The 22,487-nt window shown below is 59.8% G+C and carries 20 protein-coding genes; 6 read left to right on the top strand and 14 right to left on the bottom strand.

Annotated features, from left to right (window positions below):
- Nucleotides 1–2: 2 nt before the first annotated feature.
- The 10 genes from KGA88_RS26970 to KGA88_RS26925 all read right to left on the bottom strand — a co-directional run bounded on the left by KGA88_RS26970 (nucleotide 3) and on the right by KGA88_RS26925 (nucleotide 12,149).
- On the bottom strand, nucleotides 3–986 hold the full coding sequence (locus tag KGA88_RS26970; RefSeq protein ID WP_223595463.1) for a fumarylacetoacetate hydrolase family protein: 984 nt from the start codon (nucleotides 984–986) through the stop codon (nucleotides 3–5).
- Complete coding sequence (locus tag KGA88_RS26965; RefSeq protein ID WP_223595461.1) at nucleotides 983–1,564, bottom strand: cupin domain-containing protein; 582 nt, start codon at nucleotides 1,562–1,564, stop codon at nucleotides 983–985. The genes KGA88_RS26970 and KGA88_RS26965 overlap by 4 nt, the downstream gene beginning before the upstream one ends.
- Before the next feature lie 13 nt (nucleotides 1,565–1,577).
- Entirely contained in the window at nucleotides 1,578–2,825 is a 1,248-nt protein-coding gene (locus KGA88_RS26960; protein WP_223595459.1) for an MFS transporter, read from the bottom strand.
- A complete protein-coding gene (locus KGA88_RS26955; protein ID WP_223595456.1) occupies nucleotides 2,815–5,283 on the bottom strand; it encodes an efflux RND transporter permease subunit in 2,469 nt (822 codons plus the stop codon). The genes KGA88_RS26960 and KGA88_RS26955 overlap by 11 nt, the downstream gene beginning before the upstream one ends.
- Nucleotides 5,284–5,287: 4 nt before the next feature.
- Entirely contained in the window at nucleotides 5,288–6,382 is a 1,095-nt protein-coding gene (locus KGA88_RS26950; protein WP_223595454.1) for a WD40/YVTN/BNR-like repeat-containing protein, read from the bottom strand.
- 62 nt (nucleotides 6,383–6,444) lie between these two features.
- Nucleotides 6,445–7,833, bottom strand: a complete 1,389-nt coding sequence (locus KGA88_RS26945) for a DUF1329 domain-containing protein (RefSeq protein ID WP_223595451.1) — start codon at nucleotides 7,831–7,833, stop codon at nucleotides 6,445–6,447.
- A 12-nt stretch (nucleotides 7,834–7,845) separates the two neighbouring features.
- A complete protein-coding gene (locus tag KGA88_RS26940; protein ID WP_223595449.1) occupies nucleotides 7,846–9,543 on the bottom strand; it encodes a DUF1302 domain-containing protein in 1,698 nt (565 codons plus the stop codon).
- A 44-nt stretch (nucleotides 9,544–9,587) separates the two neighbouring features.
- The gene (locus tag KGA88_RS26935; RefSeq protein WP_223595447.1) at nucleotides 9,588–10,712 is read right to left on the bottom strand and encodes an FAD-dependent oxidoreductase; all 1,125 of its coding nucleotides are present in this window, start codon (nucleotides 10,710–10,712) and stop codon (nucleotides 9,588–9,590) included.
- Between the two features lie 87 nt (nucleotides 10,713–10,799).
- Nucleotides 10,800–11,210 (bottom strand): Rieske (2Fe-2S) protein, encoded by a 411-nt coding sequence (locus KGA88_RS26930; protein WP_223595445.1) that lies wholly within the window; start codon nucleotides 11,208–11,210, stop codon nucleotides 10,800–10,802.
- A gap of 9 nt (nucleotides 11,211–11,219) precedes the next feature.
- Nucleotides 11,220–12,149, bottom strand: coding sequence for a VOC family protein (locus KGA88_RS26925; RefSeq protein WP_223595440.1), 930 nt, complete (start codon nucleotides 12,147–12,149; stop codon nucleotides 11,220–11,222).
- Nucleotides 12,150–12,426: 277 nt separating this feature from the next.
- Here KGA88_RS26925 and KGA88_RS26920 point away from each other — a divergent pair, with 277 nt between their 5' ends.
- The gene (locus tag KGA88_RS26920) at nucleotides 12,427–13,389 is read left to right on the top strand and encodes a LysR family transcriptional regulator (protein ID WP_110658386.1); all 963 of its coding nucleotides are present in this window, start codon (nucleotides 12,427–12,429) and stop codon (nucleotides 13,387–13,389) included.
- 59 nt (nucleotides 13,390–13,448) lie between these two features.
- Nucleotides 13,449–14,606: an alpha/beta hydrolase family protein gene (locus KGA88_RS26915; RefSeq protein WP_110658387.1), complete on the top strand. Its 1,158-nt coding sequence runs from the start codon at nucleotides 13,449–13,451 to the stop codon at nucleotides 14,604–14,606.
- Nucleotides 14,607–15,521: 915 nt separating this feature from the next.
- Here the strand turns inward: KGA88_RS26915 and KGA88_RS26910 are convergent.
- Complete coding sequence (locus KGA88_RS26910; protein ID WP_110662107.1) at nucleotides 15,522–15,908, bottom strand: nuclear transport factor 2 family protein; 387 nt, start codon at nucleotides 15,906–15,908, stop codon at nucleotides 15,522–15,524.
- 259 nt (nucleotides 15,909–16,167) lie between these two features.
- Between KGA88_RS26910 and KGA88_RS26905 the strand changes: the two genes are divergently transcribed.
- Both KGA88_RS26905 and KGA88_RS26900 read left to right on the top strand, forming a co-directional pair.
- The gene (locus tag KGA88_RS26905) at nucleotides 16,168–17,517 is read left to right on the top strand and encodes a metal-dependent hydrolase family protein (RefSeq protein WP_223595435.1); all 1,350 of its coding nucleotides are present in this window, start codon (nucleotides 16,168–16,170) and stop codon (nucleotides 17,515–17,517) included.
- Between the two features lie 11 nt (nucleotides 17,518–17,528).
- Entirely contained in the window at nucleotides 17,529–17,975 is a 447-nt protein-coding gene (locus KGA88_RS26900) for a GlcG/HbpS family heme-binding protein (RefSeq protein ID WP_223595432.1), read from the top strand.
- On the opposite strand, the gene KGA88_RS26895 is transcribed toward KGA88_RS26900, so the two are convergent.
- Both KGA88_RS26895 and KGA88_RS26890 read right to left on the bottom strand, forming a co-directional pair.
- Nucleotides 17,960–18,895 (bottom strand): LysR family transcriptional regulator, encoded by a 936-nt coding sequence (locus tag KGA88_RS26895; RefSeq protein ID WP_223595430.1) that lies wholly within the window; start codon nucleotides 18,893–18,895, stop codon nucleotides 17,960–17,962. The two genes, KGA88_RS26900 and KGA88_RS26895, sit on opposite strands and share 16 nt — an antisense overlap.
- A 130-nt stretch (nucleotides 18,896–19,025) precedes the next feature.
- Nucleotides 19,026–19,496, bottom strand: a complete 471-nt coding sequence (locus tag KGA88_RS26890) for a MarR family winged helix-turn-helix transcriptional regulator (protein WP_110662103.1) — start codon at nucleotides 19,494–19,496, stop codon at nucleotides 19,026–19,028.
- Between the two features lie 271 nt (nucleotides 19,497–19,767).
- On the opposite strand from KGA88_RS26890, the gene KGA88_RS26885 reads away from it, so the two are divergent.
- Nucleotides 19,768–20,721: a PDR/VanB family oxidoreductase gene (locus KGA88_RS26885; protein WP_223595428.1), complete on the top strand. Its 954-nt coding sequence runs from the start codon at nucleotides 19,768–19,770 to the stop codon at nucleotides 20,719–20,721.
- Between the two features lie 40 nt (nucleotides 20,722–20,761).
- Nucleotides 20,762–21,838 carry an aromatic ring-hydroxylating dioxygenase subunit alpha gene (locus KGA88_RS26880; protein WP_223595426.1) on the top strand — a complete coding sequence of 359 codons (1,077 nt, stop codon included), beginning with the start codon at nucleotides 20,762–20,764 and terminating at the stop codon, nucleotides 21,836–21,838.
- A 21-nt stretch (nucleotides 21,839–21,859) separates the two neighbouring features.
- On the opposite strand, the gene KGA88_RS26875 is transcribed toward KGA88_RS26880, so the two are convergent.
- Nucleotides 21,860–22,147, bottom strand: a complete 288-nt coding sequence (locus KGA88_RS26875) for a hypothetical protein (protein WP_223595417.1) — start codon at nucleotides 22,145–22,147, stop codon at nucleotides 21,860–21,862.
- Between the last annotated feature and the right edge of the window lie 340 nt (nucleotides 22,148–22,487).

The raw sequence follows: 22,487 nt of genomic DNA, 5'->3' as shown, positions 1-22,487 counted from the left end.
CCTCAGCCTTGGGCCTGAACGATGCATTGATCGATTGCGCCAAACAGCGACTGTCCATCGCTGCCCGTGACATCCATGTGCACGCGGTCGCCAAAGCGCATGAAGCCGGTTTGGGCGGCGCCATGCTCGATCATCTCGATGGCGCGACGCTCGGCAATGCACGCCGACCCCGCGCTTCTTTCGGCATTGGAGACCGTACCGGAGCCGATCAGCGTGCCAGCGCGCAACCTGCGGGTGAGCGCGGCGTGAGCGATCAACTGACCGAAACTGAAGTTCATCTGCCCGCCGTGCGGATGACCAAACCACTGGCCATTCCAGTGCACCTGCAACGGCAAATGCACACGACTGTCGCGCCAGGCATCGCCCAGTTCGTCCGGTGTAATGGCCAGCGGCGCGAAGCTGGAGGACGGCTTGGCCTGCAAGAATCCAAAGCCTGTGCGCATTTCCCGAGGGGCCAGGGCGCGCAAACTGACGTCGTTGATCTGCAGGATCAGCTTGATATGTTGCTGCGCCTGCTCGGCGTCGCAGCCCATGGGCACATCATCCACCAGCACCACAAACTCGCCTTCGAAGTCGATGCCCTGACTCTCGCTCGGCAACGCGATATCGTCGCGTGCGCCAATGAAATCGTCACCGGCACCCTGGTACATCAGCGGCGTGTGTTCGACGCCGTCGATGGGGTCAAGATTGAATGCCTTCTGCATCAGCGCACCGTGGCTGAGAAAGGCCGAGCCATCGCACCATTGATAAGCGCGGGGCAGTGGCGCCATCGCCTCGACAGGGTCGAAGGCAAAGGCACCCGCCGCCTCGCCCGCATTCAACTGATTCGACAGCAGCTGCAAGCGCGGCTCGGCGCTACTCCAGTTCTCGATGGCTTCCTGCAAGGTGAGCGCCACGGAACGGGCATCCAGCGCCCAGGCAAGATCGCGCGAGACCACGACGAGCTGACCATCGCGACTGCCGTTTTTCAGGGTGGCGAGTTTCATGCCGATGCTCCCTTACCGTTGCTCAGCTCAGCGGCATAACGCCCGTCGAGCAAGATGAAAACCATGCGCGCCATCGCTTCGGTGCGGTTGCTCCAGGCATGATTGGTACCGCGTTGAACCACCACGTCGCCGCGTTTGAGGTGCACTTCTTCCTCATCCAGCACCAGCCACACTTCACCTTCGGTGACGATGCCGTAGTCGAGGGTCTCGGTGCGGTGCATCAATTTATGTCTGGAGTCACGCTGGCCGGTGCCTGCATGGGATTCACCGATTTCGGCGAACACCGCCGCGGCATCTTCAGCGCTGACCTGGTTCTGCACGCTGTCCGGCGGAATATCCACCACCCGGATGACACTGCCCTGGGCCCCGGGACTGAGTTGCAGGGGCTTGTTGCTGGGGTCGCTGGCGTTGTCGAGCGAGGCCGGGCTGGTGGTGCTGTTCCACAGTTCATGAAACACCGTGCCCGGCACCGCCGAAAGCGGGAACACGTTCGGCGTCGGCCCGTTGCTGGCGACGATGGCCTGGCCTTGCTGATCGTGACCGGTGACCACTCGTTTGAATTCAGGAAGCGCTTGCATGGAAAATCCTCGTTCAATTTTTCTCGGCGATGGTCGAGCCACCGGCCACAACGTTCGCGTCGTGTAACAAACCACCTGACCTCGGCACGGCCAGACAAAACACCGCCACCAGCAGTTGCAGGCCACCCACGAGGGCCAATGCCTGAGGTAGCACCGTGGAGTCACCACGGGTCATGCCGAGAACAACGAGAGGGCTGATGAATTCGCCAGCGAAGATCGCGGCGGTGAAACACCCAGCCGCCCGCCCGCGCTGATGAAAACTGACGTGCGCCATGATCCAGGTGATCAGTGTCGGCAGCATCAAGCCGATGCCCAGGCCATTGATCGTCACCGCAACCACGACCTGCGTATGGGTCGCGGCAGCCGCCATCAATAACCCGCCAATGCCTGCAAGTACGTAGGCACTCAGCAGCAGATGCTGCCCTCGCATGCCACTGAACAATCGAAAACTCAGCGCACCGACCAGCACGCCCAGTTGGTTGGCACCCATGGTCATGCCTATTTGTTGTGGAGCATCGACGTGCAGCAGGTTGAGCAGATACCCGGCCTGCACCGGCACGATGAACAGGCTCAAACCTGCCAACAGCGACAACACGTACAGGGGGGCGAGCCCGCGCCACGGGAATTTTCCGGTCGGCAATGGCTGCGTCGGTTGCTCAGGCTGCGTGCGGGCTTGCGGCTCCCACAGTTGCCAGGCCATCAGCGGCAGAAAAATCAAACCGACGGCGTACAACGCAAACGGCGTACGCCAGTCGTTCTGCCCCAGGAAGCCACCCAACGCGATGAATGCTGCAGCCGACAAAGACGTCGCGACCATCTGCAAGGCAAACAGACGCTCGCGTTTGGCCCCGCTGTAGTAGTCACCCATCAGTGTGGTGCAGCAGGTCATGATGCCCGCCTCGGCCAACCCAATGCCCGCACGGCTGAGCACGATGGCCTGCAGCGACTCGAGCCAGAGCGGCAGCACGCCGCAGAGCACATACAGCACCATGCTCGCCAGCAGTAACGGCTTGCGCCCAAGTCGATCGGCGATCAGCCCGGCGAACGGCGCCAGCAAGGCAATCACCAACGCTGGCAGCGTCAGTACGATGGGGACCAGCACGGCGCTGCCGTCGACGTTGGCAAAATGCGCCTGCATCCTCGGCAACACCGGGGCCAGCAACACGGCGCCCAGCACTGGCAAGCAACTGCCCAACAGCAGCAACAGCGATTGCGCCAGTCCCGGCTGCCGAGCAGGTTTTACGAAGGTATCAGCGACCATGACAGTGCTCCTTGATTTGCAGGTGTTGAACGTGTGCGACCACTGCCTTCTCGGCACCCATCTCGTTGGGCATCGGCACAACGGCACCCTGCGCCTTGCTGCGTGCGGGTAACAGGAAGTACGCCAACGCCGGCAGCAACACCAATGCGCCAACCATGTTCCAGACAAACATGAACGCCAGCAGCACGCCCATGTCGGCCTGGAACTTGATGGGCGAAAATGTCCAGGTCGCCACGCCGATGGCCAGGGTGATACCGGTCAGCATCACCACCTTGCCGGTGGAAACCAGGGCGCGGTAATACGCTTCGGACAGGCTTTCCCCTTGGCGCAGATGCCCCAGGAGAATGCTCATCACGTACAACGCATAGTCGACACCAATGCCGACGCCCAAGGCGATGACCGGCAGCGTGGCGACTTTCACACCGATGTTCAGCCAGACCATCAACGCTTCGCAAAGGATGGACGTGAGCATCAGCGGAATCACCGCGCACAGCGTGGCGCGCCAGGAGCGGAAGGTGATCAGGCACAGCACAATGACCGCAGCGTAGACCCAGACGAGCATCTCGCGGTTGGCTTGCTTGACCACGATATTGGTCGCCGCCTCGATGCCGGCGTTACCGGCTGCCAGAAGGAATTGCACCTCGTCGGTGTTGTTCTCGGCGGCAAATTTTTCCACGTGTTCGACCAGGCGGGTCAGGGTTTCCGCCTTGTGGTCGGTGAGGTAGGCGTACAGGGTCAGCAGGCTGCAATCTTCGTTGTACAACCCCCGCGGCGCGCTGGCGGTGATCATGTTGAGCATCGCCTGGTTGTTCTGCAGCTCGTACCACTTCGGATTGCCCTCGCTGAGCCCGACCAGCATGCGCCGGTTCAGCAACGCCAGCGAGTTGGTCGAGTCAACGCCCGGCAAGGCGCGCAGTTGCCAGTCGAGGGCATCGACCTTGGCCAGAATGTCGTAGCGCGCACAACTGCTGGCGGGGGTTTTCACCATCACCGCGAACAGGTCGCTGCTCGCGCCGTAATGTCGGGTCAGAAAAGCATCGTCCTGGTTGTAGCGCGAGTCTGCACGCAGTTCCGGCGCACCGGCGTCGAGGTCACCAATTTTCAGTTGCAGGCTGACCAGAAAGCCGAGCGCTGCCAAGGCGAGGCTGATGGCGATGCACAGGCTGGCCCAGCGCCGATGGGTGAACAGGTCCAGAAAGCGCCAGAACCCATGGCGCTTCTGACCGCTTTGCTCGGCCTGTTCGCTCTTGAGGCTCAGTTGCGCGGCACGCGGTGTCACACCGACATAAGAGAGCAGGACCGGCAGCAGAATCAGGTTGGTGAAGATCAGCACCGCCACGCCGATGCTGGCGATCACTGCAAGGTCTTGAATAACCTGGATCTTGATCAGCATCAGCACCGCAAAACCTACGGCATCGCACAGCAGCGCTGTCAGCCCGGCGAGGAACAGGCGCCGGAAGGTGAATCGCGCAGCCACCACCCGGTGCATGCCACGCCCGATGTCCTGCATGATGCCGTTCATCTTCTGCGCGCCATGGCTCATGCCGATGGCAAACACCAGAAACGGCACCAGCACGGAGTACGGGTCTAACTGGTAATTCAACAATGGCAGCAGTCCGAGCTGCCAGACCACCGCCACCAGCGAGCACAGCACTACCAGCACCGTACTGCGCAGGCAGCGGGTGTACCAGAACAGCACGGCGGTGGTGATCAGGATCGCGACGGCGAAGAACAGCAGGATCTGCTTCAGGCCGGCGATCAGGTCACCGACTTTTTTCGCGAAACCGGTGATGCGAATATCGATGTCATCGCTTTGATAGGTGCTGCGCAGGGCTTCCAGTTGCCCGGACAAGACCGCGTAGTCCAGCGCTTTGCCGTCAGAGGTGGTTGCCAGCAACGGCACGTAGATGATGCTGGAGGTCTGGTCGAACGCTACCAGTTGACCGAGTTCGTTGGAGCGCTGCACATTGCGCCGCAGTGCATCGAGGTTGGCGGCGGTGCCACTGTAGTCATCCGGGACTACCGGGCCGCCGTCGAGACCGTCTTCGGTGACGGCGACCCAGCGCGTGGCCGGTGTCCATAGCGACTTCATGTACGCCCGGTCGACGCCCGGCAGCAGGTAGAGTTTGTCACTCAGTGCCTGCAAGGTTTTCAGGTACTCGGCGTCGTAGATATCGCCGTGTTTGTTGGCGACCACGATGCGCAGCGCGTTGCCTAAACCCGTGAGCTGCTTCTGATGCTCAAGGTAGTTCGCAATGTAGGGCTGTTGCGTGGGGATCATTTTTTCGAAGCTGGCATTGAGCTCGATACGGGTGGCTTGATAACCCAATACCAGGGTCGTCAACACACACACCAACAAGACCCACAGGCGGTGATTGAACAGTGTGCGTTCCACCACTGAACCGGAGCGTGGATCGAAATTCGCCAGGCTTGCCATGGCGTTGTCGAATGACTTCATAACCTCACTCCGAAGCGTTGGCGATTGACGGCGACAGGCGCGTCAATCCAGTGAAACCCGCCAGCGTCAGGCTGCCGTCGGCGGCCTGGATAACACTGGAGACGGGCTTGCCGAGCGGTTTGCCGATAGGCTTGAGCATTGCGCCGGGCGGGTTGTCGGTGCGAAACAAGGCGCCACTCTGATTGACCAGCAACAACTGGCCGTCGTCGGTACGGATTGCATCACTGAAAGACACCGGCATCGTCACCGGCGCAGGCTGGAAGCTCTGGCCCAGGTCGCTGGAGACAAACGCATTGCCCTTCAACCCGGCCACCAGCAAGACGCCGTCATCGCGCATCTGCACGGTAAAGAAGCTGCCCGTGTAAGGGCTTTCCAACTGCGCGAATGAATGACCGGCGTCGTCGGAACGAGCGAGGTAGCCCTGCTCGCCCGCCAGGAACCAGTGTTGTCCCTGTTGGGTGATCGCAGACAAGTGCGCACCCATCGGGTTATCGATGTTGCCCATGATGGATTGCCAAGTGACGCCGCCATCGTCGGTGCGAAAGGCAAGGCCATACGCCCCCACGATCAAGCCGTGTCGGGCGTCCACGAATTGCACGGCTAGAAACGGCTTGTCAGCGCCCTCGCCGGCCAGTCGTTCAGCCGTTTGCACCCGCGCGGCGGCCGCTTCCTGGTCGTTGGCCGAAGGCAGTTGCTGACGAGCGGCTACCAGTTCTAGCTGTGCAGCACGCAGGCCATCGAGTTGCACAGCCCAGTGCTCACCGCCGTCATGGGAGACCAATACGACACCCGCATGCCCGACGGCCCAGCCCGTATTCGCGTCGATGAACTGCACGGCCGTAAGGCTGACGGAAACCGGTACCGCCGTTTGACGCCAGCTCACGCCGTTGTCATCGGAAAGCAGCACGATGCCCCGCTCACCCACCGCCACCAACCGCGCACCCGCACGGGCCAGGTCCAGCAACACCGCGGATTTCGCTTGCGGCGCCTGCATCGCCGGCGTATCGAGCGTGTCGCCCACCGCAGCGGCATGCGCCAGGCTCAACGGCAACGCCATAAGACACATGAGCCGACCCACCACCTGACAGATTCTGTTCATTACCGACCTCGACAAACCGTTTGAAACCGGATCACGGTCCACTCACCGCGATCCGGTCTGTCTCAACGAACCCCGGCACCCGCCATTGCCGCCGGCGAAAATTCGGAGGCCTTGTAGCGATCCACCATGCCGTACTGTTCTGGCAGGCCTGTGTAGACGTTCTGGATAAACCAGGCGCCGGAGGTCAGGTCGTAAAAGCCCGAGGACAATTGCGCTTGCGCGGGCAGGTCCGGAAGTACCGCCGGCAACGACCACAACGTTTTGGCCAGTTGGCCGTTAGCGTCCCAGCGGTCGCCCAGCATGGCTTGCCAGGTGTCCTCATCGAGGTAGTAGCGGCCCTTCGGCAATTGGTGACGCTTGCCCGGTGCCAGGTCCGCTTCCACGACCCAGACGCGATGCAATTCCCAGCGCACGTAATCGGGATTCATGTGGTGAGCGAGGAACAGGTCTTCAGGTTTGGCGGCGGTTTGCACCTTGTTGGTGTTGTAGGGGATGTACATCTCCTGCTTACCCACCAGTTTCCAGTTGAAGCGGTCCATGCGGCCCTGGAACACGCTCAACTCGTCGAACGACATCACCCCGGCAGTCGCCGGTGTCGGCGTATCGCAGCAGGCATTGGGCAGCTTGCGCACACGGCGCTGGCCGGTCAGGTACACGTGCGCCTGGGACAGGTCGCCGTTGATGTTGGTGCGGCCCATGATCTGCTCGCCGGCGCGTAATGGCGGACCAACGTTGAGCAGCCGGAACAGCCAATAGTCACCGGCAAACGACTCTGGCGTCCCTTCCTGGTAGTAATACGGCATCTCCTGAATGGCCTGGCCGTCGGTGGTCATTACTTGCTTGCCGTCTGCAGTCATCAGGTAGTGGCGAAAATGCATCGACACCGAGGTGCCGCGCCAATTCAACACGTGGTTCCACATGGCTTCGGCGCCGTTTTGCGGGATTGGAAACGGGATGCCGCCAAACGCGCCTTGGGGTACGGGACCTGCGCTGCTGTCCACCAGCTTGGCGCGGGTAGCGTTTTTCAGGGTGTTGTCATACACCCATTGCGGCGCGGCGGCGGTGCGACGTGTCGGGTAAACGTCAATGCGATAAGTGTCCGGAAAACGCTTGAACATTTCCTTGGTGCCGTCGCTGAGTTTGCCGGCGTATTGCGCGAGGTTTTTCGAGGTGATGCTCATCAGCGGTTTGTCCGCGGCGAACGGATCGGTACGCTTGCCGCCTTCTTTGAACGAAGGGTCGACCTTGGTGTAGCCACCGTCCCAGGCGGGAATCGAGCCGTCAGCGTTACCGGCGCGCTCGGCCCCGAAAGGCGTAAGGTTCTTCGACAGTTTGGCGGCGTCTTCGGCCGTCGCTGCCAATGTCACCTGACTGCAAATGGCCAGGCTTCCGAGCAGTGCCAAGCCAAGGGCTTTGAGCTTGAAGGCTGCGGTTTTCTTGTTGTGGGTCATGCGCAAGTCCTCTTAAAACGTGGTCTTGACGGAGAAAGCCAGGTAGTCCCGGTCTTTCAGCGATTGTTTGTAATTGAACTGGCTGGCGGCGTTGAGGTTGGTGTCTTCGGCGCCGTAGTAATGCGTGTAGGTCAGGCCGGCGGTGACGCGATCCAGGTAAGTAGCGGTGATGCCGATGTTCATGTCGCCGCCGTTGTCCGGGCCGAAGGAGCTGACAACGGCCGATTTGCCCAGCGGGAAGTAGCTGAGGCCAACCGGGAAACTGATGTCGATGCCGGAGAAGAGTTGGCGGTAGGTCGGGGTGTAGACCACCTTGAACCCGAGGCCGTCGTCAGTGGCATTGGGGTCGAGGGCGGCACGGTTTTTGGTGACGCTCAGCAGTCGGTTCCAGGCAATCTCGCCGACCAGTCCCGATTCCCTGGCAAGGAAGTTCGGCCCGAACGAGGCCAGCACGTTGAGGTTGACGTGGGCAGTACGGCCGACCGCGTAGAGGGCGTCGTCATCGTTGTCAGCGACGACCCCAGGCAGAACGGTTTGACCGTTGGAAACCAGCGGCATGTTCCAGCGCATCGAGGCTTCACCAGCGAAGCTGTATTCCTCGACGGTGGTGGAAAAACTGGCGCCGAAGGCACGAATGTCTTCCGGGTACACCCAGTAGTATTCGCCGATCTGACCCGTGCTGAAGTTCGGTGCACCGGTGGAAGGCTTGAGGTACAGCTTGGGGGTTTTGTCGTGATACTGGATCGCGTACAGGCCGTACTCGACCGTCTCGGCGCTGTACTTCAACTGCAAACCGCCCTGCCCCGAACTTCTTGCTTCCTTGTCATTGCCGTGGAAGAACGCCGCCGGACTGCCTGGATTGCCGCCGAGGAACGCGGGAAATGGTGCGCCCACGATCAAGCGTTCATTGCCTTCACCAATGGTGTCACTGGTTGAGAAGTAACTGCCTGCGCCGGGCAGGCGTGTTTCTTCCCATTCCAACTGGTAGTAGGCACCGAGCGACACGTCGTTGGTCAGTTGAAAAGTCCCTGACAGTTGATTGACCGGACGGGTGATTTCCTTGAACTGGGTGTTGGGTACGGACTGCGCCTTCACCACGTCGACCGGGCCCATGCCACCGGCAATCCCGTTGGCCCCGAAGAACAGGCTCTCACCCCAGATCAAGCCGTGGCGGCCCGCGCGCAAGGACGTGGCGTGATCGGCCAGCTCGCCGTTCCAGTACACGAATGCATCGAGCAATTCACCGTCACCGCCATGCAGGTGACGGGTGTCATCGGTGAATTCGTCGTAGGCTACGGAACGGGCGTTGGCACGCGCCGGATCGTCGTTGTCATTATCGTGTTGATATTCGGTGTCGTACCAAGCGGCACCACTGACGCGCGCACCGACGTTCTTGAACGACATATCCAGCTCGGAGAGGATGTCCGTGCGATTGGAAATCAGGCCTTTTTTGAACGCCCGATCACCATCGTCCTGGTTGAGTGACACCTGGCCCTCGGTCAGTTTGCTGCTGGGATTCTGGGTGCGCCATGCGGCGCTGTACTTCACTGTGTTATCCCAGCGCAGGTTGAAATCCGGATTACCGGTGTCGACCTGAAAGGCATGGGCCGCCTGGCTGCACAGCACCAGCGCAGCGGCCAAGGTGAAACCAAAGGGTGCAGACGTGCAGACCGGGCGGCGCGCAAGCACCGCAGTCGTGGAACTAACCATCGCGTTAACCTCTTGTTTTTATAGTGGTAACTGCTGTGGGTGAATCAAATGGGCTCGGCCGTCAGCGCAAGCATCTGCTTGACCAACCCGATCCGATCGAACTCGCGGTCGTGCTGCATTTCCTTGTCGCCAGCCAACACCGAGCTTTCGCTGATGTACTTGCAACGCTCGAACCGGCGCGCCATGAAGCGCTGGAGAACCTGCTCAATGCTGCCGTCGCCAGTCAGTTCTTCACTGAGTACGATGGCGTCTTCGATCGCCATGCCCGCGCCCTGCCCCAGATGTGGCGTGGTCGCATGGGCAGCGTCGCCGATCAACAGGACACGACCGCGGTACCATGGCTCGTTGACGAAGACCACCTCCATGGGCTTGTAAACCACTTGGCTGCTGTCGGTGATTTGTTCACGCAACTGACCAATGAGGCCGGTGAAACCTTGCAAGCGCTGACGCATCTGCTCGGCCAGCGTCTGAGGGTCCATCCAGGGATTGGACGGTTCGTGGGAGGTGAGGAACAGGTACATCAAGTCACCGGCCAACGGCACCAGGCCGGCATTGCCGTCAGCGCTCTGGTAGTTGGCGAGGTGATCGATTTGCGGATCGCGAGGGAAGTTGTAGCGCCACACCGATTGCCCAGTAAACCTTGGTTTGTAAGTGTCACCAAACAGCAGGTCGCGCACTTTGGAGAACAAACCATCGGCGCCCACCACAAGGTCGTAGTCACCGCGGCTGCCATCGGTGAACAACACGTCGACGCTGTCACCCTGGTCATTCAGGGTTTCCACACTGAGCCCCAGGCGTACTTTGGCGCCCAGCTCCAGGGCGGTTTCACTGAGGACTTTATGCAGTGCCAGACGTGAAATACCGACGTTCGCCGGGTAGGCAGGCCCCGCCAGGCGCTGGCCCGGAATACGCGCCAATTGCTGGCCGGCCGGGCCATAGATGGCGACATCTTCAAAGGCATACGCCGCATCGAGATAACCGTCGAGCACGCCGAGCTTGGCCATTTCGCGAACGACGTTGCTTTGCTGGATGATCCCGACACCGTAAACGGTCCATTCTGACTTGAGTTCGATCAGATCGACTTCAATGCCCTTGCGTCGCAGTGCAATGGCCGCACACAAACCACCAATACCACCGCCCACGATCAGAACTTTGTTCACTGCACTCATGGCTTACTCACTTTTTATTCTTGTGATTCGATGCAGCGCCGGGCACTGCGTCGTCAGGTTCAGCTTCCCGTCAAAGCAGGGATTTGACTAATCGCGAGTAGGGATGCGATGTATCGCCAAACGCGATACCTCAACCAACCCTGACAACGCCGTCGCTACAGGCATTTGCAGCACCACCCAACCCTCCTCCAGGCGCCATGGCAACGCGTCCAACTGTTGGCCCAGACACGGGCCGTAGACACATTCGCCAGTGCCCGGAAGAAACTGCGCACCGTGGGCGTAACAGACGATCAACCGACCATCAGCCGACAAAAACCGGTCCTTGCGGTACTCCAGGCGCACATCCAGATGCGGGCAACTGTTGCGATAAATCCGCACCTGCCCCTCGTGCACCAGTGCAAAGACACTGTCCCTGCCGCGCTGCAATGGATCGAATCCACGCGCCTGCCCTTCTGCCAATTCGTCCATCCGGCACAGGAAAAAATCGCTGTGGTCCATGACAGATACCTACCGGGGCGGGCCGCCCGGCGCCCATTTTTCCTTCGAGGTAAACAGGAACAACTGCGAGTTGTCCGCCGACAGCGGTGCGCGGCGCGCCTCCCAGGCGTCATCGTGTTTGTCCATGTCGGCGTCGTATTCGATGTGGCAGCCCAGCGGACTGTTGAAGTACCAGAACCAGTTGGAGCCAAAGAGGTGACGGCCAGGGCCCCAGAAACTGGTCCAGCCTTTTTGCTCGAAGCGCGTACCGGCCAACAACACTTCAGTGCCGCTGCCCATGTGGAAGGTGAAGTGTTCGCAGCCCTTCATGTGCGGCGGGGTCTGGATCATGAACAGGCAATGGTGATCATCGGAACCCGCAGGGCGCATGAATGGCCCCGCGCCGATGAAGGTGTCGGTGGTCCTGAAGCCCAGGCGTTCGGCGTAGAAGGCTTCGGCCTTGGCGGCATCAGGGACGAAATACACGACGTGCGACAGCGTGCGTGGCACCGCAGCCATTTCGAGGGTGATGCCTGGCTGGTTAAGCGGACGCTGTGGTGCGTGGCCGGCAGCATTGGTCAGGTCATCCGGAGCGTTGAAGGACTTGCGAACGCTGACCTGGAAAGCAATTGCAAAACCCATGTCGTCGACGCTGTGCAGCACGCCGTTTTCACGGGTGACCTGACGGTCTCGTGCCAACTCGTCTTCGATGGCGTCAAGGTCAGCCGCGCTGGCGACGCCGTAGATGGTTTCGCGAATCGACGGTGCCGGACCGATGGCCACCGGCAGCGTCGGATCGTCCGCACGGCGAATGATCACGGCCGTGCCGTCCAGTGCTTCAAAACGCCCGCCATTGCTGTCGACGTCAACCGGCGCCAGGCCGTAGTCACGCAGGCAATCGGTACAGGCTTGGATATCATCGACGCCAAAGATCAGGGCATCAAGGCCAATGATGTTCATCGCTACCACTCCATTGAAATTAGTATCCGGAAGCAGGCACCGAGGGCTCGACAGGACCGTCAGCGATGCATGGAATCCGGTGGTGGTGTCGGCAACAAGTCCGACTGCGGCGAAGATTGCCGTGCGGTTTGGCAGCTGACTAATCGCAAGTGGGGATGCGACCTATCTGAAAACGCGATACCTGAGTGCGCTGGGTAACGGCTCACGGGCGGGGTTGACGTGACGATGAATTAACCGGAATGTATCGTGAAAATAAATACAAGACCGGACATGCCTGATGCGTTTCAACCACCTGGACCTGAATCTCTTGGTCGCACTCGATGTACTGCTCGAAGAGCAGAACATCACCCGCGCCGCCGAACGCCTGCACATGACGCAGTCCGCCACCAGCGGCGTATTGGGACGCCTGCGTACCTATTTCGAGGACGAACTGCTGGTGCAGGTGGGGCGTAAAATGCAGCCCACGCCTTACGCGCAGGAGCTTGCCAAGCCCATCCGCGAAGTGCTGCTGACGATCCAGTCGTCGATCACCGCCAAGCCAGTGTTCGACCCAACGACCAGCAAACGACACTTCCGCCTTGTGACCTCGGATTATCTGATCAGTGTGCTGTTTGCCCAGGTGATCCAGAAGATCCATCAGGAAGCGCCCCACATCACCTTCGAGATGCTCGGCCCTGGCGACAATTCCGGTGAATTGCTGATTCGCGGCGAGGTCGACCTGATGATCGTGCCTGAGCGCTACATCATTGACGGCCACCCCCACAAGCTGCTGTTCGAAGAGGAACACGTCTGCGTGATTTGGCAAGGCAATACCCAGGTCGGCGACAGCCTGACCCTTGAGCAGTACATGGACATGGGCCATGTGTCTGTCGGCTTTGGTCGCAGCCGGCACTTGAGCATCGAAGAATGGTTCATGAACCAGTACGGTTTCAATCGCCGTATCGAAGTCATCACCAACGACTTCAACACCCTGCCGCAACTGGTCGTCGGCACCCAGCGCATCGCGACCATGCACCAACGTCTGGCGCGGTTGTATGCCGATCACCTGCCGCTGCGCATCCTCAATCCTCCGGTAAAGATTCCGGTCATGCGCGAGGTCATGCTCTGGCACCGCAGCGTCGACGGTGACCCCATGCATCGTTGGCTGCGTGAACGCATCAGCGAATTCATCCAGCATCTTGAGCATGATCATATCGCCGCTCGCGATACCTCCCATCCCGAGTCACGATTGGCGCATTAGTCGGCGCGTCCTTAACGTGCCTTGTGAACGTCAAGGCAACCACAAGGACAACAACAATCATGTTCCGTTATTTCCCGACCAATTACGTGTGGAATCTCTCCGTCGACCTGGCCATCGAGATGGGGGCCCGCATGGGCGAAATCGAAGAGATGTGCGCGCCGCTGCAGGAAGCCGCCCAGCAGCCAGACGCTGCTGGAACCAAGGCGTTTCGCCAAACCTGGGCGAAGATGGCCGACAAGCTCTGCGGCCTGGCCGAAGAAGATGAAGGCCATGGACGCCTGCTGTCCGCCGGCGAAAAATACAACCGCGCGGCCACCTACTACCTCACCTGTGAACGGTTGCAGGCGCATGGCGCGCCGGGCCGGACAGAGCTGTACCAGCGTTTTTTGCAGACCTTCAAACGCGGTATCGAACTGTCTCGCGAGAATTGTGAACGCGTAGAAATCCCCTACGAGGGCAAACACATTTCCGGCTTGCTGGTGCGTGCTGAAGGCGTGAGCGGCCCGGCCCCGATCCTGGTGCAGGTCAACGGACTGGATTCGACCAAAGAAATGAAATATCGCGTCGGACTGCCGGCGTGGTTGGCCAAGCGCGGTATTTCATCGTTGATCATCGACCAACCCGGCACGGGAGAAGCACTGCGTCTGCATAACCTGGTCGCACGTTTCGACAGCGAACATTGGGCCAGCCGGGTGGTCGACTGGCTGGAAACCCGTAGCGATGTGGATGCCAAACGTATTGGCCTGGAGGGTGTCTCGCTCGGCGGCTATTACTGCCCACGTGCGGTTGCGTTCGAGCCACGGTTTGCCTGCGGTGTGGTGTGGGGCGCCAACCATGACTGGCGCGATGTGCAAAAGCGTCGTCTTGAAAAAGAAGGCAGCTTCCCGGTTCCGCACTATTGGGCGCACGTGTGCTGGGTGTGGGGGGCGAAAGATATGGATGAGTTCATGGCCATCTCCGAAAACGTGCACCTGGATGGCGTGCTGGATCGCATCAAGGTTCCGTTCCTGGTGACCCACGGTGAAAAGGACTCACAGATTCCACTGAAGTGGGCGCATCGCACTTACGAGCAACTGGTCAACAGCCCCAAACGAGAACTTAAAATCTTCACCGAACGCGAAGGTGGCGTGCAACATTCCAGCTTCGACAACAGCATCAATGCGGGTCATTATATCGCCGACTGGATTGCCGAAACGCTGGGCGGCCACACCGCGTAACCTGCTCCCTCTACAAACTCGCTTGCCAGCGATGGCGGCATCACATTCGCCATCGCCAGCAAGCCGGCTCCTACAGACTTGTGTGATGCCAACCAATCCGAACTCACCCACGACCCTGTAGGCGCTGGCTTGCCGGCGATGGCGGCATCACATTCGCCATCGCCAGCAAGCCGGCTCCTACGGATTTGTGTGGTGCCAAACAATCCAAGCTCACCCACGATCCTGTAGGCGCTGGCTTGCCGGCGATGGCGGCATCACATTCGCCATCGCCAGCAAGCCGGCTCCTACAGACTTGTGTGATGCCAACCAATCCGAACTCACCCACGATCCTGTAGGCGCTGGCTTGCCAGCGATGGCGGCATCACATTCGCCATCGCCAGCAAGCCGGCTCCTACGGATTTGTGTGGTGCCAAACAATCCGAACTCACCCACGACCCTGTAGGCGCTGGCTTGCCAGCGATGGCGGCATCACATTCGCCATCGCCAGCAAGCCGGCTCCTACGGATTTGTGTGGTGCCAAACAATCCGAACTCACCCACGACCCTGTAGGCGCTGGCTTGCCAGCGATGGCGGCATCACATTCGCCATCGCCAGCAAGCCGGCTCCTACGGATTTGTGTGGTGCCAAACAATCCGAACTCACCCACGACCCTGTAGGCGCTGGCTTGCCAGCGATGGCGGCATCACATTCGCCATCGCCAGCAAGCCGGCTCCTACGGATTTGTGTGGTGCCAAACAATCCAAGCGCACCCACGATCCTGTAGGAGCTGGCTTGCCAGCGATGGCGATGTCACATTCGCCATCGCCAGCAAGCCGGCTCCTACGGATTTGTGTGGTGCCAAACAATCCAAGCTCACCCACGATCCTGTAGGCGCTGGCTTGCCGGCGATGGCGTTTTGTCGAGCGCCGAACGAGCTCAGTTGGGTCCTCGGGTACCCTGGAAGGAGGTGATCTGCCACCCTTGCTCGGCAAACGCCCAGACCTGCGTGGCAAAGCCCTCCCCGCGAATCGACTGGTCACCGCCCCGCTTACGCAATGTGTTGCACTGCGTACCGGTCATGACCGCCAAGCCTTCGCCGTAAAAGCGGATCAGCAATTCACCTCGCTCGATGTCCAGATACTGGACGGCGCTTTTCGCGTACTCCAGATATTGCGCCTTGTCTTGCACCAATCCCGTGGTATGCACATACACCAGATCATCGGCGAACAGGTCTGCGACACGCGAATAGTCTTCCTCTACCAATGCCCGGCGGCGCTCTTGCTCAAGTGCCAGGAGTTCAGCTGTTACGGATGCGGTGGTCATGGGGACTGCTCTCAATGGATGATGAGCGCGCACCATAGACGCCCGATCAGGCTCATAAAAAATCGCCAATCACGATGCCTGTCATCGTCACTCGCGATACCCGCCCAGTGATCCTGGCTAGCGTCGCAAAGCCCCGCACCTCCAGGCGTGCAGCAGCTATCGACGCCATCAATACGCGAGCATTGATACAAGTTGCTGGTGGCTGCCATGGCCCTACCCTAGCTTCGCTTTGCATAACAAACAGCAAAGTGAAACTGCCATGAATGTCCTGCACCTGAAATGCCAGACCTTGTTCGACGGTACTGGCCTGCAAACCCGTCAACAGCAAACCCTGATCGTGAAAAACGGACTGCTGTCCTATGTCGGTCCAACGGCCCTGGCGCCACAGCCGAAACCAGGAGACACCCTGCTGGACGCCGGCGATGACTTTGTCATGCCGGGCCTGGTGGATGTGCACACCCACTTGGCCTTCGGCAACGCGCAGAGCGAAGAAGACATTGATATCTGGACCAGCGACGAATTCCGCGCACTGCGGGGCATGTTTTTCGCCCAACATGTGCTGGCTGCCGGGGTCACCAGCATGGTCTGCCCCGGTGATAGCGGCCAACTCAGCATCGCGGTGCGCAACGCAATCGCTGCCGGTTTGTTTGAAGGCCCGCGTATTGCGGCCAGCAGCCGGGTCATCACCAATCGGCAGAGCCTCAACGACTGGTTCCCAAGCCGCGTAGGCGCTCCGGAATTTTTTACTGCGCGCCTGGTTACCAGCCGCAGCGAAGCGCTGGCTGAAATCCGCAAACAGGCCAAGGATGGCGTCGACCTGATCAAAATCGCCATGGACGGCACTCACCGCCGCCCGAATGGCGAAATCATCGCCGCGTTCACCGCCGAAGAAACCTGCGAGATGGTCGAAGAAGCCCATCGCCTGGGCTGCAAAGTGGCGACCCATGCCTACGGCCGTGAGGCTGTGATGTACGCCGCACGCGCAGGGGTGGACCTGGTGTTCCACGCCTTCTACATGGACGACGCGTGCATCGAGGCCTTGCTCGACGCCGGCAGCATCCTTGCGCCGACCATGACCTTCCCGCAAAACACCGTGGACTTCTGCCAACCCCACGATCCGGCCATCACCACCGGTTACGCCGGCTACTGTGCCCGTACCCTGGAAATCGGTTCGGCAGTGCTCAAGCGGGCCAAGGCTGCTGGCGTGCCTTTCGCGTGTGGCAGTGACAGCGGTTTCGCGGTAACGCCCTATGGCGAGTGGCACGCTCGTGAGCTGGAACTGCTCGTCACCCGATTGGGCTTCACACCCGCAGAAGCGCTGTATGCCGCCACCAATGTGGGTGCACGCTGCATGCCACGCAGTGAAACCATCGGCACCCTCGAAGTGGGCAAGCAAGCCGACTTCCTGTTGCTCGACGGTTCGCCGTTGCACGACATCCGCATCCTGCAAGACCGCTCTCGCCTTAAGGCCGTGTACAAGGCTGGCCAATCCGCGCGCATGGAGCGCAGCCCCTACAACCCCAAACAGGTATCCGATTTCAACTCGTTGAAGTGGACTGACCTTTACACGCGAGACCGCGTAGCCCAATTGGGCAAGTGGGCACAATGAGGACCAACACCATGCAGCCACTCGACTTGATGACCGCCACCAACATTGCCAGTACCGCCATCAGCATCGCCCGGGAAAAGGGCTTCAACCCCCTGGCGGTCGCCGTGCTGGATGCCGCGGGTCATCCGCTCGCAGTCCTGCGTGATGAAGGTGCGAGTTTCCTTCGACCACAAATCGCCACCGGCAAGGCACGGGGTTGCCTGGGAATGGGTTTTGGCGGACGAGAACTTGCACGGCGCGCGCAAGCAATGCCGGCATTCTTCGACGCCATCAACAGCCTGACTGGCGGCGAAGTGATACCCGTCGCCGGCGGCGTGCTGATTCGCAACGCCGAAGGACTGATTCTGGGCGCCATTGGCATCAGCGGCGACACTTCAGACAATGACGAACGATGCGCTTTGCAGGCGATTGCCCAGGCTGCGCTGGTGGCGGACAACGGCGATCAGGTGGCGCGCTGATCAAGCAACGCGGCCTGCTCCGATAACAGGCCGCGAAACCACAGCATTGCCGAATCATGGTCCTGATAGGGATGCCATTGCAGTACCTGGACAGCGTCGGGAAATGCCAGCGGTGCCGGGTGAATACGCAATGGATAATGCTGAGCGAAGCGCTGCGCCTGGCGACGAAATACGGTGGCGATCCGCGCAGTACCGACGATGAATTCGGGCATCAACACGAAGCTCTCAAGGGCCACCGCCACTCGACGCTCAATACCCAATTCTTGCAGGTGCGCAGCATCCATCGCCAGGTTTCGGCCATCGGCAAACTCGCGAACCACGTGCTGCGCACCGCAATAGTCGGCCAGGCTCAAGCCTTCGGCAAACCGGGGTTGCCCAGCGCAGACGATGCAACAGAGTTGGTCGGTCATCAGTGGTATATGAGGGTAAGCCGGGTTCAATCGCCGCTGAGGCACGATCACACAATCACTGCGGCGATAATCGAGTGCTTCGCTGACCACGTCACCGTCACGCGGTACAGGCATATCCCGCAGGCTCAAGCGCACGCCAGGCGCGACTCGGGCCAATTGAAGACTGACGGCTGGCAGCAGGACGCCAGCCACGTAGTCGGAAGCCACCAATGTGAAATGTCGCTTGCAACTGGCCGGTTCAAAATTGACCGGTGCATCGACAATCTCACGGGTCAGTGCCAGCGCTTCACGCACTTTTGGAAGCAGTTCCAGACCGAGTGCAGTCGGCTCCAGACGCCGTCCGAGCTGGACCAGCAACGGATCATTGAAATGTTCACGTAATCGTCCGAGCGCCGAACTGGTTGCCGACTGACCCAGGCACAATCGCTCGGCAGCCCGGCTGACGCTGCATTCGCTCAACAACGCATCCAGGGCGACCAACAGGTTCAAGTCAAGACGTCGATAACGCATGTTTTACCTGTCTTGCGCCCAGAAGGTTTCTGATGACCGACAGACTGACGTGACAGAACGAGGCTGACTAATCGCGTTCAGGGATGCGACCTATCGTCAATCGCGATACCTGGAACGCGAGCGTGTGAACTCAAGCGTCTACCGGGTCGTACTCGTTCACGTTGGCTACTTGGGAATGCAACCGGCCCAACAACTCGACGAGGGTGTCCACTTCCGAGGCAGAGAGCCCGCTGAGCAGGCGCCGCTCTCGTTCCAGTGCAACCTTCAATACTCTCTCATGCAAGGCTATGCCGCTGTCCGTCAGGCTGACGGTGTAGCGCCGCGCGTCGGTTGAATCCACTTGGCTGCGAATGTGCCCTGCCGCTTCCAGGGACTGGAGTGAGCGACTGACCGCGCTCTTGTCGAGACCAATCGTCTGGCAGATTCGGTTGGCGGTGATGTCATTTTCAACGGCAAGCATCGAGAGCATTCGCCACTCGACCACACCGATACCGAAGTGTTTGCGATAGCACTGCGATGCGCCTGCGGAGAGTTTGTTGGACAAAAAATTCAACAGCGCGGGGACATAACGCGTCAGGTTCAGTTGGGATTCTGCAGACATTGAATGAACACCTGGAATAGGCTGAGCTTTTGAATATTGGTTGACACCGCAACTAAATAATCAGAGGATTTCTCAACCGAACGTCACGGGCGATTCGCTGCATGATATGCCGCCGCCCTGCCTCATAAAAATAATTATCAGGTTTTGGTCATGAACCCTTTCAATCTCATCGTCTGCTCCTTCCTCGTGCCAGCACCCGGCTGATCCGTCCCCGGCCAGCGCTCTACCCAACGCTTTTTTCAGCAGCCACTTCAGTGTGGAGGGACAAGTCATGCTTCAAGTCAACGTCACCCGCAAAGCAGACGAAGCCGAAGGCATCTGCAGTTTCGAACTATGTGCCGTCGATGGCAGTACGCTGCCGGCGTTCAAGGCCGGTGCCCACATCGACATTCACATTGCCGATGGCCTCACCCGCCAATACTCCTTGTGCAACGATCCCAGGGAGCGCCACCGCTACCTGATCAGCGTGCTCAAGGACCCGAGCTCACGGGGCGGCTCCAGAGCCATGCATGAGCAGATACGGTCAGGGCAAACGCTCACCATCAGCGCTCCGCGCAATCTTTTTCCGCTTGATCGCTCGGCACAACGACACCTGTTGTTTGGCGGTGGCATCGGTATCACCCCCATGCTGGCCATGGCTTGGGAGCTATCGCATCAAGGGGCCGACTTCGAGTTGCACTATTGCTTCCGATCAAGCCAGCGCGCGGCGTTCGTGGAGATGCTTGCTCAAGCCCCTTTCGCCGATCGCATAAGGTTTCATGACGACAGTGGCTTGCAGATACAGAAGCTCGATGCGCCGGCCCTGCTGGCAGCGCCGAACGCCGACACCCATCTTTATGTGTGCGGCCCGGCCGGGTTCATGAACCACATCCTTGATGTCGCGCAGAACGCTGGCTGGTCACAGGACCGGGTCCATAAAGAGTTCTTTGCCGCAGACCCTGTCGATCAAAGCGCCAATGTACCTTTCGAAGTTGAACTGGCAAGCAATGGCCAGGTTTTCCGGATCCCTGCCGACCGTACGGTATTCGAAGTGCTCGACGAGGCCGGTATCGCGATCGAGTCATCTTGCGAGCAAGGCGTCTGCGGCACCTGCGTAACCCGCGTATTGAAGGGCATGCCCGATCACCGGGACAAGTTCCTGACTATGGCCGAACAAGCCGCAAACGATCGTTTTACCCCCTGCTGCTCTCGCGCCAGATCATCACGCCTGGTGCTCGATCTGTGAATTCAAACAACAACATCAACCGTGCCTCCTGGAGAACACCATGAACACCTCCACTCTCCAAACGCTTGCCGAAGAAATTCCAGCGCCTGCCTTGCCCAGCTTTCCCCTTGACCAGTGGTACGTCGCTGCCCTGGGTTGGGAATTGAAGGACAAACCGGTGGGCCGGACATTACTCAACAAGCCTGTAGTACTGTTTCGCAAAGCCAACGGCGAGGTCGCGGCACTGGAAGACCGCTGCTGCCACAGAGCATTGCCACTGTCGAACGGCACGCTCGAAGCAACAGGCATTCGTTGCGGCTATCACGGCCTGCTGTTCGATGACAGTGGAAAATGCGTCGAAATCCCGGGCCAGGACAAGATCCCGAGCAAAGCCAAAGTGCCGGCGTATCACGTGCGCGAGCAGGACCAGATTGTCTGGATCTGGTTTGGCAGTGAGGCTCGACCTGAGCCGAGTTGTGAGCCGCCTGTTTACTCAGTTCACAGCAGCGGCAAATACCTGTTCGACGGCAACGTGTACCACTACAACGCGCCTTATCAGCTGATTCACGATAACCTCATGGACTTGAGTCATCTGGGGTATGTCCACCTGCGCACCATCGGCGGCAACGCCAGCATCCACATGAATGCCCGGATGAGCGTGGAAAGTGAAGACAACGTTGTCCGGGTCGTACGCCACCTGCCGGACTCTGTTCCACCGCCCACCTACACCGCCGCCTTCCCCTTCAAAGGCAACGTGGACCGTTGGCAGGAAATCGAATTTCACGTCAGCCATCTGCGTATCTGGACCGGTGCGGTGGATGCCGGTACCGACTCACTGGACAACCCGGATCGCGGTGGCTTCCACATGCGCGGATTCCACGGCGTAACGCCGGAAACCGAAACCACCAGTCACTACTTCTGGACCATTGCCACCAACCCGGCGAGTGATCCAGAAACCATCAAGGCCAAGGTCGTGGAGCAAACCATCCTGACCTTCGATGAAGACAAGGAAGTAATTGAAGCCCAGTACCTGAACATGTGCCGGTTCGGTGTACGCCCGATGATCGACATACACGTCGATGTAGGTGCCAATCGCGCACGCCGAATCATCGAGCAACTGCGCCAACCCATCGCTTGAGTCATGGCACTGGCTTACTTCTCAGGCATTCGGGAGCGTCAGCGTTTGGGCTCGCTGCAACTCTCGGTAGGAGCTGCCGCCACCATTTTCGACGATGAAAATGAAGAAGGCTTGCCCTCGATGTCCGAGGAAAACGCCGAGCTGCGACGTCCAAAGCTGTTCTGGCTCAATGCCGGCCTGACGATTGCCTTGATGACTGGCCTGGTGATGGAAATAACGCCGCGCAATACCTGTAGGAGCCGGCTTGCCGGCGATGGACTCAGGTGCGCCGCGGTTAGCCGGTTTACTCGCGTTATCGTTGACGACCATCGCTGGCAAGCCAGCTCCTACAAGGACCGCGCAATACCTGTAGGAGCCGGCTTGCTGGCGATGGACTCAAGTGCGCCGCGTTTATCCGGTTTACTCGCGTTATCGTTGACGACCATCGCTGGCAAGCCAGCTCCTACAAGGGACCGCGCAATACCTGTAGGAGCCGGCTTGCCGGCGATGGACTCAGGTGCGCCGCGTTTATCCAGGTCACACGCGTTATCGTTGACGACCATCGCTGGCAAGCCAGCTCCTACAAGGGCCGCGCAATATCTGTAGGAGCCGGCTTGCTGGCGATGGACTCAAGTGCGCCGCGTTTATCCAGGTCACACGCGTTATCGTT

The sequence above is a fragment of the Pseudomonas sp. A-R-19 genome, assembly GCF_019956575.1.
Lineage (GTDB): Bacteria > Pseudomonadota > Gammaproteobacteria > Pseudomonadales > Pseudomonadaceae > Aquipseudomonas.
This window is presented reverse-complemented; position numbering and strand designations above follow the sequence as displayed.

Bases quoted from the DNA above. Each gene is read 5' to 3' on its own strand.
- KGA88_RS26890 (WP_110662103.1), bottom strand. From the start codon at position 19,496: ATGTCTGCAGAATCCCAACTGAACCTGACGCGTTATGTCCCCGCGCTG.
- KGA88_RS26965 (WP_223595461.1), bottom strand. From the start codon at position 1,564: ATGCAAGCGCTTCCTGAATTCAAACGAGTGGTCACCGGTCACGATCAG.
- KGA88_RS26875 (WP_223595417.1), bottom strand. From the start codon at position 22,147: ATGGTCGTCAACGATAACGCGAGTAAACCGGCTAACCGCGGCGCACCT.
- KGA88_RS26945 (WP_223595451.1), bottom strand. From the start codon at position 7,833: ATGACCCACAACAAGAAAACCGCAGCCTTCAAGCTCAAAGCCCTTGGC.
- KGA88_RS26970 (WP_223595463.1), bottom strand. From the start codon at position 986: ATGAAACTCGCCACCCTGAAAAACGGCAGTCGCGATGGTCAGCTCGTC.
- KGA88_RS26925 (WP_223595440.1), bottom strand. From the start codon at position 12,149: ATGAACATCATTGGCCTTGATGCCCTGATCTTTGGCGTCGATGATATC.
- KGA88_RS26885 (WP_223595428.1), top strand. From the start codon at position 19,768: ATGCTTCAAGTCAACGTCACCCGCAAAGCAGACGAAGCCGAAGGCATC.
- KGA88_RS26880 (WP_223595426.1), top strand. From the start codon at position 20,762: ATGAACACCTCCACTCTCCAAACGCTTGCCGAAGAAATTCCAGCGCCT.
- KGA88_RS26915 (WP_110658387.1), top strand. From the start codon at position 13,449: ATGTTCCGTTATTTCCCGACCAATTACGTGTGGAATCTCTCCGTCGAC.
- KGA88_RS26950 (WP_223595454.1), bottom strand. From the start codon at position 6,382: ATGAACAGAATCTGTCAGGTGGTGGGTCGGCTCATGTGTCTTATGGCG.
- KGA88_RS26935 (WP_223595447.1), bottom strand. From the start codon at position 10,712: ATGAGTGCAGTGAACAAAGTTCTGATCGTGGGCGGTGGTATTGGTGGT.
- KGA88_RS26900 (WP_223595432.1), top strand. From the start codon at position 17,529: ATGCAGCCACTCGACTTGATGACCGCCACCAACATTGCCAGTACCGCC.
- KGA88_RS26910 (WP_110662107.1), bottom strand. From the start codon at position 15,908: ATGACCACCGCATCCGTAACAGCTGAACTCCTGGCACTTGAGCAAGAG.
- KGA88_RS26895 (WP_223595430.1), bottom strand. From the start codon at position 18,895: ATGCGTTATCGACGTCTTGACTTGAACCTGTTGGTCGCCCTGGATGCG.
- KGA88_RS26905 (WP_223595435.1), top strand. From the start codon at position 16,168: ATGAATGTCCTGCACCTGAAATGCCAGACCTTGTTCGACGGTACTGGC.
- KGA88_RS26940 (WP_223595449.1), bottom strand. From the start codon at position 9,543: ATGGTTAGTTCCACGACTGCGGTGCTTGCGCGCCGCCCGGTCTGCACG.
- KGA88_RS26955 (WP_223595456.1), bottom strand. From the start codon at position 5,283: ATGAAGTCATTCGACAACGCCATGGCAAGCCTGGCGAATTTCGATCCA.
- KGA88_RS26960 (WP_223595459.1), bottom strand. From the start codon at position 2,825: ATGGTCGCTGATACCTTCGTAAAACCTGCTCGGCAGCCGGGACTGGCG.
- KGA88_RS26930 (WP_223595445.1), bottom strand. From the start codon at position 11,210: ATGGACCACAGCGATTTTTTCCTGTGCCGGATGGACGAATTGGCAGAA.
- KGA88_RS26920 (WP_110658386.1), top strand. From the start codon at position 12,427: ATGCGTTTCAACCACCTGGACCTGAATCTCTTGGTCGCACTCGATGTA.